The sequence below is a fragment of the Shewanella sp. GutCb genome (assembly GCF_002836135.1).
Taxonomy (GTDB): Bacteria; Pseudomonadota; Gammaproteobacteria; order Enterobacterales; family Shewanellaceae; genus Shewanella.
This window is the reverse complement of sequence record NZ_PJBL01000007.1, coordinates 1-13,721: the sequence shown is the minus strand read 5'-3', so window position 1 is coordinate 13,721 and position 13,721 is coordinate 1. Positions and strand designations below refer to the sequence as shown.

Annotated in this window: 12 protein-coding genes and 2 pseudogenes; 6 read left to right on the top strand and 8 right to left on the bottom strand. The window is 41.8% G+C overall.

Annotation, left to right across the window (positions count from 1 at the left end):
• Nucleotides 1-69: 69 nt before the first annotated feature.
• The 4 genes from fghA to CXF86_RS05780 form a co-directional block, all read right to left on the bottom strand.
• Nucleotides 70-909 (bottom strand): S-formylglutathione hydrolase, encoded by an 840-nt coding sequence (fghA, locus tag CXF86_RS05795; protein ID WP_101093425.1) that lies wholly within the window; start codon nucleotides 907-909, stop codon nucleotides 70-72.
• A gap of 99 nt (nucleotides 910-1,008) precedes the next feature.
• Entirely contained in the window at nucleotides 1,009-2,139 is a 1,131-nt protein-coding gene (locus tag CXF86_RS05790; RefSeq protein ID WP_101093426.1) for an S-(hydroxymethyl)glutathione dehydrogenase/class III alcohol dehydrogenase, read from the bottom strand.
• A gap of 203 nt (nucleotides 2,140-2,342) precedes the next feature.
• A complete protein-coding gene (locus tag CXF86_RS05785; protein ID WP_101093427.1) occupies nucleotides 2,343-2,609 on the bottom strand; it encodes a DksA/TraR family C4-type zinc finger protein in 267 nt (88 codons plus the stop codon).
• Between the two features lie 78 nt (nucleotides 2,610-2,687).
• Nucleotides 2,688-3,341 (bottom strand): patatin-like phospholipase family protein, encoded by a 654-nt coding sequence (locus CXF86_RS05780; protein WP_145992376.1) that lies wholly within the window; start codon nucleotides 3,339-3,341, stop codon nucleotides 2,688-2,690.
• Nucleotides 3,342-3,745: 404 nt separating this feature from the next.
• On the opposite strand from CXF86_RS05780, the gene CXF86_RS05775 reads away from it, so the two are divergent.
• From CXF86_RS05775 to CXF86_RS23185, 6 genes and pseudogenes are all read left to right on the top strand, one after another.
• Nucleotides 3,746-4,750, top strand: coding sequence for an ABC transporter substrate-binding protein (locus CXF86_RS05775; RefSeq protein WP_101093429.1), 1,005 nt, complete (start codon nucleotides 3,746-3,748; stop codon nucleotides 4,748-4,750).
• 84 nt (nucleotides 4,751-4,834) lie between these two features.
• Nucleotides 4,835-5,734: an ABC transporter permease gene (locus CXF86_RS05770; protein WP_101093430.1), complete on the top strand. Its 900-nt coding sequence runs from the start codon at nucleotides 4,835-4,837 to the stop codon at nucleotides 5,732-5,734.
• Nucleotides 5,727-6,992, top strand: a complete 1,266-nt coding sequence (locus CXF86_RS05765) for a quaternary amine ABC transporter ATP-binding protein (RefSeq protein WP_102038580.1) — start codon at nucleotides 5,727-5,729, stop codon at nucleotides 6,990-6,992. The genes CXF86_RS05770 and CXF86_RS05765 overlap by 8 nt, the downstream gene beginning before the upstream one ends.
• A complete protein-coding gene (locus CXF86_RS05760; RefSeq protein ID WP_101093432.1) occupies nucleotides 6,992-8,227 on the top strand; it encodes a hypothetical protein in 1,236 nt (411 codons plus the stop codon). The genes CXF86_RS05765 and CXF86_RS05760 overlap by 1 nt, the downstream gene beginning before the upstream one ends.
• A 165-nt stretch (nucleotides 8,228-8,392) precedes the next feature.
• Nucleotides 8,393-8,503, top strand: a pseudogene (locus CXF86_RS23190) (IS5/IS1182 family transposase); the annotation flags it as partial.
• A gap of 86 nt (nucleotides 8,504-8,589) precedes the next feature.
• Nucleotides 8,590-8,759: pseudogene (locus CXF86_RS23185) on the top strand (IS5/IS1182 family transposase); the annotation flags it as partial.
• A 191-nt stretch (nucleotides 8,760-8,950) separates the two neighbouring features.
• Here the strand turns inward: CXF86_RS23185 and CXF86_RS05755 are convergent.
• The 4 genes from CXF86_RS05755 to CXF86_RS05740 form a co-directional block, all read right to left on the bottom strand.
• Entirely contained in the window at nucleotides 8,951-9,364 is a 414-nt protein-coding gene (locus CXF86_RS05755; RefSeq protein ID WP_102038579.1) for a YybH family protein, read from the bottom strand.
• A 528-nt stretch (nucleotides 9,365-9,892) separates the two neighbouring features.
• Nucleotides 9,893-10,555 (bottom strand): TorD/DmsD family molecular chaperone, encoded by a 663-nt coding sequence (locus CXF86_RS05750; RefSeq protein ID WP_102038578.1) that lies wholly within the window; start codon nucleotides 10,553-10,555, stop codon nucleotides 9,893-9,895.
• 50 nt (nucleotides 10,556-10,605) lie between these two features.
• Nucleotides 10,606-11,238: a DMSO/selenate family reductase complex B subunit gene (locus tag CXF86_RS05745; RefSeq protein ID WP_102038577.1), complete on the bottom strand. Its 633-nt coding sequence runs from the start codon at nucleotides 11,236-11,238 to the stop codon at nucleotides 10,606-10,608.
• A 13-nt stretch (nucleotides 11,239-11,251) separates the two neighbouring features.
• Nucleotides 11,252-13,721: DMSO/selenate family reductase complex A subunit (locus CXF86_RS05740; RefSeq protein ID WP_102038576.1), on the bottom strand; the 2,470-nt coding region annotated here is incomplete at its 5' end.

Sequence of the window (13,721 nt, the reverse complement as noted above, 5' to 3'; positions counted from 1 at the left end):
GAGTTAGTAACTGCGGCGCATAAAAAATGCCGCGATAAGGCGGCATTTTTATAATATAGTAATGTAATGCTAGTCGTTCAAGTGAGCAGCATGAAAGCGTAAGTGTTGTTCAATAAAGCTCGAGATGAAGAAGTAGCTGTGATCATAACCCTCATGCATATTAAGCGTTAACGGGTAACCACTTACTTTAGCCGCAGCCTGCAACATTTCAGGTTTAAGTTGCTCTGCGAGGAAGTTATCACCTTCGCCTTGATCAACTAACGCCGGCACAAACGCACTGGCTTTACGCATCAATAGGCTCGCATCGTAATCCTGCCATGCATTAGTGTCACGGCCCAAATAAGCCGTAAGCGCCTTCTTGCCCCAAGGGCAATTAACTGGGTTGCTGATTGGGCTAAACGCAGACACTGACTGATAAGCCTCAGCATTGCGCATCGCAATAACCAAGGCACCATGTCCGCCCATTGAATGACCCGCAATTGAGCGCTTGTCACTGACTGGGAACATAGACTCAATCAATTTTGGCAGTTCATCAACGACGTAATCATACATTTGGTAATGACGATTCCACGGCGCTTGCGTTGCATTAACGTAAAAACCTGCACCTTGGCCTAAATCATAACCGACATCATCAGCCACACCTTCGCCACGCGGGCTAGTATCTGGTGCAACAATTGCGATACCCAACTCTGCAGCGAGCGCTTGCGCACCGGCTTTATGCATAAAGTTTTCATCGGTACAGGTTAAGCCTGACAACCAATATAATACCGGAACTTTTTGGCCATTTGACGCTTGAGGCGGCAGATAGATAGCAAAGCGCATCTTACAATTTAACGCTTCAGAGTGGTGGGTATACTGCTTATTCCAGCCGCCAAAACTCTTGTTTACACTGATATTTTCGATTGTCATACTTGAGTCTCTTAAAGCGCTTTCGCATTAACTATCGATGACAGTTAATGCGAAAGCGGCTGGATAGGGGCTTACACCCTATCCACTTATTTTGATAGTTTACTTGTCGAAGTGGATAACAGTACGAATACTCTTACCTTCATGCATAAGGTCAAATGCTTCATTAACCTGCTCAAGCGCCATAGTATGAGTAATAAAGTCGCTTAACTTAAACTCACCCGCCAAATAACGTTCAACGTACTCAGGTAGCTCTGAGCGGCCTTTAACACCACCAAAAGCGCTGCCTCTCCATACACGACCAGTCACGAGTTGGAATGGACGGGTTGAGATCTCTTGACCTGCCCCTGCCACACCAATAACCACTGATTCACCCCAACCTTTATGGCAACATTCAAGCGCGCTTCGCATGACGTTAACGTTACCGATACACTCAAATGAGTAATCAACGCCGCCATCGGTAAGCTCTACAATCACATCTTGAATTGGCTTATCGTAATCTTTTGGATTAATGCAATCAGTGGCGCCCAGTTGGCGAGCTAAGTCGAACTTACTTTCGTTAATATCGATAGCGATGATACGTGACGCTTTAGCCATCGCAGCACCAATCACTGCTGATAGGCCAATACCACCCATACCAAAGATTGCAACCGTAGCGCCCTCTTCAACTTTTGCGGTATTCATGACTGCGCCCATACCAGTGGTCACACCACAACCCAATAAGCACACCTCTTCAAGTGGTGCTTCAGGGTTCACTTTTGCCAATGAAATTTCAGGCAAGACTGTGTACTCAGAGAAAGTAGATGTGCCCATGTAATGGAAGATATCAACGCCATCTTTTGAAAAACGCGTGGTGCCATCAGGCATCAAACCTTTACCTTGAGTTTCACGAATTTTCTGGCAAAGGTTAGTTTTGCCTGACTTACAGAACTTACACTCGCCACACTCTGGTGTGTATAAAGGAATAACATGGTCGCCGACTTGCACGCTAGTCACGCCTTCACCAATAGACTCAACAATCCCGCCGCCTTCATGGCCTAGAATACACGGAAAAATACCTTCAGGATCGTCACCCGATAGCGTGAATGCGTCGGTATGACACACACCAGTGGCAACCATCTTGACGCGCACTTCGCCTTTTTGAGGCGGCATAACATCTACGATTTCCATAGTGAGTGGCTGGCCTACGGCCCAAGCGACTGCGGCTTTAGATTTAATTGTCTGTGCTGTCATCTTAAATTCCTAGATTGATAGAGTGTATAAACGGTCTTATCTGAACCAGCGCCGTAATGAATATGCGAGCATTATAGCGGGGACTTAATAAATGATAATCCCACCATTACGCAATTTACTTTTACCGTACGGTAATAATAATGTGTATTTTATTATCTGACGAACATGCGGCTATCAATATCAAACCCAGCCTAACACCGCACTTAACGTAATTGACTATCTTTACTGCCTCTGCGATTAAACAGTGCCATGTTACCGTGCCGTTTATCTCGCTCGCTTTGACATTCAACACACAAACGAACGCCTTGAACAGCTCGTCTACGCGCCTCGGGAATGGGTTTATCGCACTCTTCACAGTCGAACAGACTTTGTCCAACGGATAATTCACTGCGAATATGCGCCACTCCATCTTCGATACTATTATCGATTTGATCTTGCACTGCCCCGTCGCGGGCCCAACCACTTGCCATTTAGACTCCTTCATTTACTCAGCAAACAGCAAAGAACCTTGCTCAACTGCAGCACCAAGTAGATTTAAAGTTTAGAAGCTAACAGGCGTATTGCCATGTCAATTTTGTTGGGTGAATTATACTCAACTGACTTGGTTTGATAATGCACTCAATCTGAAAATTTCTTTTTCCGTACAGTAACAATCCTCGAGATTGCTGTATCCATCCACTTGTGATGGTAACAATTGTGGGCATCTGAATATCATTGTTGAAAGTTAACTGCGGTTTATTACGGTAGCGGTAACAGGGAACGTATTTGGCTTTGGTATCCTCGCAATAAGCGCCTCTCTCACAAGGTGCGTTGTGACCAAACGTCAGCTTAAATGACAATATCAACTCAGCTGCTCTATTAGAGGCATAGAGCACCCAACACGCTAAAAGGTCTTTCCTAATGTTAGGACGAATAAGGATATCTTGTGGTTGTAAGTTTGAGATTTGCTGTACTGCATTGGCCCGGGTCATCATGGTAGACAGCGACGCTAAAATGGCAAAACTGTTTTGTAATTCTTCTTTCGGTGCAAACTCGGAACCAATATCAATTGCAATATCAACACCCATCTCGCGTACCGTATCGGCTGGCATATTGCTGACAGTGCCGCCATCAGCCAGATACTTGCCGTCAATTTCAACCGGTTGCAATATTCTCGGCACCGACGCTTGCATTTCCCTTAATAGGTTACCAGAGTCAAGCATTGCATCACTAGTTCAACACCCACCAGTAACTGACAAGCACAGCATGCTTATCACCAATGGCTAGCAATCTGCAGACGGCCAGCCTACAGAGCAGAACCAGCAGACTAATAACCGAACCAGCAACCCAACGGATATGCCAATAAGTCACGATTAGTTTGAGCTCTAATCACATTTATGAAGGCGTAATTGACTAAGGTAGCAAGTTTGACGCACTAAACTGTTAACCATGCAACAATTGTGTTAATTTACGCTCTCAAACACTTTGTTTAGTCCTATTTTTGGTAATATGCTTGTCACATTACTGTCACCTGCAAGAATCGAAGCACAGCCCCTAGTTTGAACTCTAACCATTGTTAGTTAAAGGCTCGTGCGCAACAAACTCTCAAATCGAGCACGGAGCTCTTATGAAAAGTATAATTTTGATTGGCGGATTACTGCTTAGTACCGCGACACATCAAGTCTTTGCCGAAGAGCAATGCGGTAAAGTCACCATCGCAGATATGAACTGGAGTTCAGCTTCATTAATCGCCAATGTGGATCGCTTTATTTTAGAACATGGTTACGGTTGCGAAGCAGAGTTAATCCCTGGCGATACGATGCCAACGAGCACCTCAATGGTTGAAAAAGGAGAGCCTGACATCGCGCCTGAGATCTGGAGCAATAACGTTAAAGATCTTATCGAACGAGGCATCAAGGAGAAGCGCTTAGCAATTGCAGGTAAATCACTCTCTGATGGCGGCGAAGAAGGTTTCTGGGTACCCAAGTATATGGTCGATAAAGACCCAAGCCTGAAAACCATCGCGGGTATTATTGCCAAAGTAAAAACCTTTGAGCATCCAGAAGATCCAGATCGTGGTGCTTTTTATGGCTGCCCTGCGGGTTGGGGCTGTCAGATCACCGCTGAAAATCTGTTTCGAGCACTAAAGCTCAGTGATGCAGGGTTTGATCTTGTCAATCCGGGTTCAGGAGCAGGTCTATCAGGTTCCATCGCCCGTGCTTACGAGCGTGAAAAGCCTTGGTTTGGTTATTACTGGGCACCCACTGCAATATTGGGTAAGTACAACATGGTTAAGGTCGATTTTGGTACCGGTATCGATGAAGACCATTTTCGTGACTGTATCTCTAACGTAGAGTGCGCAGATCCTAAAGTCACCATGTACCCATCAGCATTAGTGCAAACGGTTACCACTGCAGCTTTTGCTAAAAAATCAACTCAAGAATTCGAGTATCTTGCTAAACGTTCTATCACCAATGCCCAGATGAACGGCTTGCTGGCTTGGATGGAAGACAATCAGGCTGATGGTAACATCGCCGCCGAGTACTTCCTGATGAAGCATGAAGATATATGGCTTAAATGGGTTCCTGCTGATGTTGCCGAAAAAGTAAAATTGGCAGTCAAAGCACTCTAAATCCAAACAAAACGCGAAGCCAACAAAGCTTCGCGTTTTTGTTTCTCATCTAGATTATTCCGTATAAAAACGATAGAGGTACCAATGGCTGACTTTTCTTGGCTCAGCAAATTTCCAAAGATGGATCGTGAGACGTTATTGGAAATTCGCAAATATTTAGACAGCACCTTTCGGGACTTTTCCCGTGAGTATGGTGATGTCATCGAGTCTTTCTTTGATCCCTTGCTCGACTTTCTTATCTGGTTTGAAAAGCTGTTGGTACAGTCACCTTGGTGGGCTGTACTGCTGTCAATTACCGCATTAGTTTACTTAACTAGTCGTTCATGGAAATTATCTGTCGGCGTGGTGGTGTCATTTCTACTTATCGGTTATTTCGGTATGTGGGAAAATACCATGCGGACTCTCAGTATCATTACCGTGTGCACGCTATTAGCCATCGTACTCGGCGTACCCATCGGTATATTAATGGCCCGCAGTAATCGAACTCGCTCAATAGTGACGCCGATTTTGGATGTCATGCAAACCATGCCAGCCTTCGTGTACCTTATCCCCGTGGTCATGTTACTCGGTATTGGCAAGGTGCCCGGCGTGATTGCCGTGGTAATTTATGCCATTCCGCCCGTTATTCGACTCACGAATCTCGGGATCCGTCTGGTAGACAAAGAAGTACTAGAGGCTGCTACCGCCTATGGTGCAAGTCCCATGCAACGCCTTATGGGAGTGCAGTTACCACTCGCCTCTCCGACCATTATGGCAGGCATTAACCAGACCATTATGATGGCACTAGGAATGGTCGTTATTGCGTCGATGATTGGCGTCACGGGGCTGGGTCAACCCGTACTCAAGTCAATCACCAACCAATACTTCACCCTCGGACTCTTTAACGGTTTAGCCATTGTCGCGCTAGCCATCATTTTTGATCGCACTTCTCAAGCTTACGCCAAGCGATCTCAGAAACACACCCAGAGTGGAAATCATGACTAATCAATCACCAACGCAGCCACTCATTCAAATTAGAGATCTCTATAAGGTCTTTGGCAAAAAACCCGCTAACGTCATGCCGATGGTTAAAGAAGGTTTATCTAAAGATGAAATTCTAGCTAAAACCGGCCATACCGTGGGCCTTAAAGCCATTAACCTCGACATTCATCAAGGTGAAATTTTTGTCATTATGGGGTTGTCGGGCTCAGGAAAGTCCACTTTGATCCGTCACTTCAATCGCCTTATCGATCCTACTGAAGGGCAGATATTGGTTGAAGGCATTGATGTGATGAAGCTGAATAGCAAAGAGTTGGAGCAATTTCGTCGCAATAAAATGGCGATGGTGTTTCAACGCTTTGGTTTAATGCCTCATCGCACCGTACTGGAAAATGTTGCCTATGGTCTCAGTGTACAAGGGGTAGACAAAGCCAGCAGAAATGCCAAGGCCAATCAATGGCTAGACACTGTTGGTTTGAGCGGATATGAAGCGCAGTACCCTTCGCAGCTATCTGGTGGCCAACAGCAACGAGTGGGCCTAGCGAGAGCGCTGTGCACCGATGCAGAAATTCTGCTGATGGATGAAGCTTTCTCGGCGCTTGATCCCTTGATACGCAGTGAAATGCAAGACCAACTCATAGAGCTGCAAAAAGAGCTGCATAAAACCATTATCTTCATTACTCACGATCTCGATGAAGCGCTGCGCATTGGCGACCGGATTGCGATCCTTAAAGACGGCAATCTGATCCAAGTGGGAGCGCCGGTGGATATCTTGCTCAACCCTGCTGACGATTATGTCGAAGCATTTGTCAAAGACGTCAACCGTCCGCGAGCCCTAACCGTTGAAACCGTGATGAAGCCACCAGCCTTTCGCCTTACCGCCGATACCATCGGTGAAGCGCTCAAGCAGATGAAGCAGATCCCAGCCAACTATGCCTATTACGTTACCGATGAAGGTTTTCAGGGCGTAGTGTGCCAAGAAGCACTGGAAGACGCTGTAAAAACAGATAAAGATGCACCGATGGAAGACTTCCAGGTCGAGGAGATGACCCCGATATCACCAGATGCACTGCTTGAAAGTATTATTCCAACCACAATGGAATCAGACTTTCCCCTGCCCGTTGTCGATGCCGATGGTGACTTGCAGGGTGAGCTTTCACGTTCTCATCTGGCAGGCGTGTTATCAGACTTCTACACGGACGATACCGACAACACCGAATCACAAAAATCAAACTTAACAAACTTAACAAACAAGGATAAATGATGAATCGCTATACACTTGCTGCTTCTTGTATCGCCCTTGCATTAGCTGCTAATGCAAATGCCGCCCCGGTAGACGAAGAGCTAAAAGCGCTAAAAGCCCGAATCGAGCAGTTGGAAACTCAACAGCAGAAGGAATCTGAGCAGTTAGTCGTTGCAGAGAAGAAAAAAGAAAACGCCGTCAAGTTTGGTGGTGCCGTTCGTGTTAATTACTCTTATGAAGATTATAATGATGATAACGCTGATCGCGGTGGTGATTTTGATTTCGATCTATTTCGCATCGATGTTTCAGGCAATTACGAAGACTTAATTTACTCTGCCCAGTATCGTTGGTTTGAATACATGAATGTGATTCAGCATGCATGGATTGGTTACAACTTTACTGAAGAGCAACAAGGTAAAATTGGTGTCACTCAAGTCCCTTTCGGTATTCTAACTTACGCATCAAATAACTACTTCTTCAGCTCTAACTTCTATTTGGGCTTAGAAGATGACTACGATATGGGCCTAAATTACAAATACACAGGTGAAAATAATCGCCTCGATTTAGCTTTCTACAAAAACGATGAGCAAGGCGGACTTGACGGGTATGTCTCAGACCGTACTGACCGTTACGCATACGATGTTGTCGGTATTCGTTTAGAGGGCGAAGGTGCTTATGATGCTCCAACTGACGGTTATGCCGCTGGCGAAGTAAACACCTTCAACGCGCGCTATGCCCATAACTTCGCATTCAATGATGTTGCTGTTGAACTAGGCGCATCAGTTCAAGCTGGCCAACTTGAAATTGCCAACGGCACCGATGGTGACAACGTTGCAGCCGCAATCCACAGTGTCGTTAACTACGACCGTTGGAATGTTAAGTTGCAATTGACCGATTATAAGTACGACGTTGATGGTATGGATGTTGACCGTATTGTCGTGGCTGCATACCACTTCTATGACTCAATTCCAGCAGAAGCGACGACTTACATCGCTAACGTAGCATACAGCCTACCGGTTAATATTGGACCGATATCAAACCTAACATTCTATAACGACTACTCATTGGTTACTGATAAATCTGCGGATTTAGAAGATACCTTTATGAATGTCACAGGAATGGCGGTAACTGCCGGCGGACTCTACACTTATTTCGACTTTGTTGTCGGTGAGAACCAGCCTTTTATCGGCGGAACTATGGTCGGTAATGGTGACACTAACAAGCGCTTCAATATTAACTTTGGTTACTATTTCTAAGCATTAAAAATAGTATTGATAAGCTAGAGATAGCTTAAGCTAACAAAAAACCGCATCCCTTTAGGAGTGCGGTTTTTTTATTGGAAATAAGTGATGCTGAAGTCTAATAAGTCGTGGTTTACAAGCAGACAACCAATGTGGCACGTCATCAAAATTTAATCCGCATTGCTAAACCCATCGAGAAGACGAATAGCTTAGTCTCAGCTGATGGTGCATACGATACCAAGGCATGCCATAAGCTACTTCAGCGCAAGGGCTGCAACCCACTACCTCCCCAGAAGCAATGCAGGGTATTAGGGTTAATTAGGCAGGAAAACCCTTTTAAAAATAACGGGCTATCGCAATGAAAACGAGCTAATTACTATCAAGTTCGGTCACTCTCAAAAACAGCCATGTACCGATACAAGCAGCTGATTAGTCTGAAACTTAGCCTACTAGATTATAATGCTCAAGTCGGTGAACCTTGGCAGATGTTAAGGCGATGAACAAAATCATAGTACTAGGAATACAGATGAGGAAACAAGCTACCTAATTAGATAAAACATCTTACATCTTGAACTGAGATTTGATCAACAACGCTAGTCACTTTGGTTAATATTTGACGGCCAGTTAATCAGGGGCATTTACAACTAACACTTCTGGCTTGCCAAACTTAGTTACCTTTAGAGCTTTCATTTGATATTTCCTTAGATCATATATAAGACACAAACTCTTTTTTAATGACTAGAAGCCATATGGACTATCAATCACATAAAGCCAACCGCCATTAGTATATTTCATCACTTCAAGTGCCATTCCTTTTTGTACATTGGTAATTTCCCAGTCTGAACGAATAAGTGCTGTATCACCATTGATGTGAATTGATACACCATGAGTGATCATTTCTCCATCCCCCTCCAAATACCCCTTTAAGGTCTGCTTGATAGCCTCCCTACCTTTAACAACTTCACGTTCAGCATTTAAAACAAAAACTGCATCCTCATGAAATAGCGTTCCTAGCCCAACAACATCTTTATTAAGAAAATATTCTGCAAACAAATGATGTAACTCACTAGGTGTCTGCGGTTTTTTATACTCTATCGATGCATAAGAAAAAGAAGATAAAGAAGATAAAATAATAAATAATACAACTTTCATAATAGGTTATCAGTTTTAATGGTTAGTGTAGAATGAATCAACAATATTATAAAAACATCTAAAAATAAATAAGATACCACGAAGTAACTAGCTACCTCGTGGTAACTGCCCCCTCTGGACAATTTAATTAATGTTATAAATAACTAAAGTGTAATAGGTTATATTAAGTATGCCCAATCAATTAGCATACTATGACCCCCACTAGTTTTTGGTTGTTCCATAATGCACATACAATCTTACTTACATAATAAATTATTAAGGCCGGGGTAATTAATCACTAATCCAACTTTTTATAAATAGTAGATAAATCTTAAAGATTAAATGTCATCCATATATTAAAATTAGCTACTTTCAGATATTTCCTTAGTGGAAACTCAGCTATTGAAGTCATAATGTACAATTTTCATAATTGACCAGAAATCACTAAAAAAGCGATTGCCAACTGTAAAATAGTAGCTAAAAAGAATATCTTGTTCTATAACGCTGTTATTAAACGGCACAGATACTGATTTAACTTATATACATTTACTATTTTAACAAGCGAACAGGCATAGTCAAAGTTCCCATTAATTTTGACAATTCAATTTCAAAATCAAGTGCTAACAATCCGATCCCTTTATAAAAATCAGTATTTGCATGCTTAATAATGAGTTCAAGACAACGACTAGTCCAAGGTAACATATGCTGCAACATTAAGACTTTAATGATATCAAGCACATTTTTATTTTCCATATTTTCAGCAGCTTGCTCTAACAATCGATCTAAGGCAGCATAAATTAATGCTATATGATCACTTGGTTGATTATATTCTAAATCAAAACTGATTTCATTTTTTTTATAAAATCTCTTTAGCGATAATGTTGAGTCATCATTCAAAAGTTGTTGTTCACCTAAATATATTGATCCCCATGGCATAGCTACAGGTTTTCCGGGACCATAAAATAATTGACCATAATCTAATTTTAGGTCATTAAGCTTCACGGAAGACCAGGTGCGACAGTATAAAGAAAGTAAACATTTACCTTCTTTATAATATTTTGAATTTGCTAGTTGAGGCCAATTGCCACCAAGGTTACTGTCTTTAAAACTTTGAATAGATTCAAAATTAGGGTACCTCATTAATACATTATGTAGAACACGTGCAATGGCTTGAAACTCTAAATACTGTTCTGCTTTGTAATTTATTGTCATATTTCTACCCCGAATGAAAAAGAGGCGTCCTTACTAGACGCCATTTTTAATTAAACTTCCGAAAAATTCAATATTTGACCATTTCCATTAGACACCGGCTGACCATTCTTATTTGCCTTAATAATCAAGTTGGGACTAGTGATACCTTCCGGAGGCAACGGCGCGATATGACCATCACCATTACCATACTTAGTACGTAAGTTATCCATTGTGTCAAAATCCAAAGCACGCAATGGGCATGAACCTACACAAATTGGCTGCTTACCTTGAGCGACTCGATCATAGCAACCATCACACTTCGTCATCACTTTAAGCTTTTGATCTAGCTGCGGAGAATCATAAGGACAGGCTCTAGAGCAGCTTTCACAACCAATACAAAGATCAGTTATCACATGTACCAAACCATCTTCACGACGCTTATGCATTGCTCCAGTAGGACATGCTTTTACACATACTGGTTCACTACAATGATTACAGCTAATCGAAGTATAATAACTATAAACATTTTGTTCATAGCTACCATCAGTATTAGTTGACCAACTTCCGCCTCCATACTCATATACACGACGCCAGTTAATACCTGCTGGCAAATCTTTTCGGTCCTTACAAGATACATGACATGCTTTGCAACCAGTACACTTAGTAGTATCTAGATAAAAACCATATTGGGCTAATTCAATCATTTATATTACTCCATCAAGCTTTTGCAATCTGTACACGGTTAGTGTGTTGTGGGTTGCCTTTTGAAAAGGAAGTTGGCTGATAACGGGTTAGCGTATTAATACAACCACCAATATCGATAACATGTCCAGATTGACCAACACGACCTTCAGGGTCGGGTTTAAACCAAGCTCCTTGCCCTAGGGCTGCAGCTCCAGGAAGGATTCGAGGAGTTAAACGAACTGACAATTCAATAGTCCCACGTTTATTCCAAACATGTACCATGTCCCCTTGAGATAATCCTCGAGCTTCTCCATCTTCTGGATTCATCCAAATAGCATCTTCTACAGCTTCTCTTAGCCAAGGAACATTATGAAAACTTGAGTGCGCTCGTCCTTTTGTATGATAGCCAATCAGTTGGATAGGATAATCTTTAGCCGACTCTTGGTCTTGATATCCGTCCCATGTCACTTGATAGATCGGAATAGGAGATACATCATCCCCTAGTTCATCCGTAAAACTCATGGTATTTGAAAACTTTGCCCATGAGGTAGAGTAGATTTCTATCTTTCCTGATGGAGTATTAAAAGGAATGTTATTTTTAATATTACTTTCAAGGGCAACAATTTTTGTACCAAGAAAACGCTTAAACACTCCGATTTTTTGTGCTTCAGAAAATGTTGTAGGCATTGCTGGTGAAATGTTTGTATCACTATATGCGTTTCTTGCTTTATCGTAGAATAACTCTAACCACTCTATAGCTGATTTCCCTTCTGTAAATTCATTTTTGATTCCCATTTTATCTGCCAACAAACTACAGATATCATAAATCGATTTACACTCCCACATAGTCTCAACTGATGCGCTCATTGCAACTAAATAACCCATAGACCCTGGGTCGTGGCTAGAGTTTACAAAATCATCAGTTTCTAACCATGTTGAATCGGGCAAAATAATATCTGCAAATTTTGCTGAAGATGTCATCCAACAGTCACAGCTTACTATTAGTTCGACTAAAGATTCGTCTTCAAGAAGCTCTCTTGTATTATTTGTTTGAGAATGTTGATTTAACAAGGATGCATCACATACCGATATAATAGCTTTTATATTAGAACCTAACTTATCATCAAGGTGGGCTAACCCTTTAACTCCATCTTTCCTACCATTCATTTCCGTTCCACGATAGATTGCTTCATTCCATGTAAAGAAAGAAATTGATTCTTTAACAGTATTCAAGTGACTAAATTTATCAAGTTTAGAATTATATAGAATCCTAGAAGACGGTAGCTCACCGTTATTAACTCCTGACTGGCCTATTTTACCGGTCAGAATAGCAAGCATGTATATTGATCTAATGTTCTGTTCACCATTAGCGTGTCGATTTAATGACGCACCAGAGATAATGTAAGGTGCACTAGCATTTTTAATTTTATCAGCCAAGTTAATTATTTTAGCCTCAGGAATACCGCATATTTCAGCAGCCCACTTAACAGTTTTAGCTCCTGAACTATTAAATTCACCTTCCCCCATAATATAATCTTTATAATTTTTATTCGGGTCTATGTGAGGCACCAAGTCTAATTTATTAGCATCACCACTATTTTCAAAACTATTTTTAAGAGCCTCTAATGATTCACGGTCATAACCTATACAGTATTTGTCCAGAAACTCTTTAGAATTGTTATCAACCCAGCCAGAACTTATCATTTCATGAGCAATAGCAGACGCTAATGCAGCATCAGTCCCTGGACGAATGGGTAACCATTCATTTTCTTTCCCAAGCATCGAATCTGTATATCGAGGATCTATATTGATAACTTCCAAATTGGCATTTTTTTCTAACGCTTTTAAATAATCGTACCCCTGACCAGAACCACTTTGTGTAGTTTCGCTAGGGTTAAATCCAAAACTAACAAATAGGTCACTGTCTTCTAATGTAAATAATGAAGAGCCATTCATACTAGGGTAAGCAGGTGAATCTATCCCACCATAAGTCGCGAAAACAGCATCCATCTGTTTGCCAATAGAATAATTACCATAACTGCCAAGAAAACCACCTGTTAAGTTTAATAACCTTGAAAAACATGCAGATGCATTATTTACTCCGTAGTCAGCACCTGAACCCGCTTTTAAATAAATAGATTTGTTCCCATACTCATTTTTTATATGCGATAGTTTTTCTGCAATTTCTGATGTTGCTTCTTCCCAAGTAATAGGTACAAATTTTCCCTCACCACGCTTGCCAACACGTTTCATTGGTGTTTTTAAACGATCTGGAGCATAAGTTCGTTGTTTTAAAGACCGACCTCTAGCACAAGATCTTATTTGATGTGTATTTCCGTAATCATCTATGGTTTCAGAATCTGCCTCAATTCTAGTAACTACTCCATCCGAACTGTATACCTTTATGGGACAATTTGAAAAGCAATTGCATAGACATGCAGACCACCCACTATTTTCAATACCCACTTCAGGCGGCTTAGGTGGTACAACTTCAACATCTTTA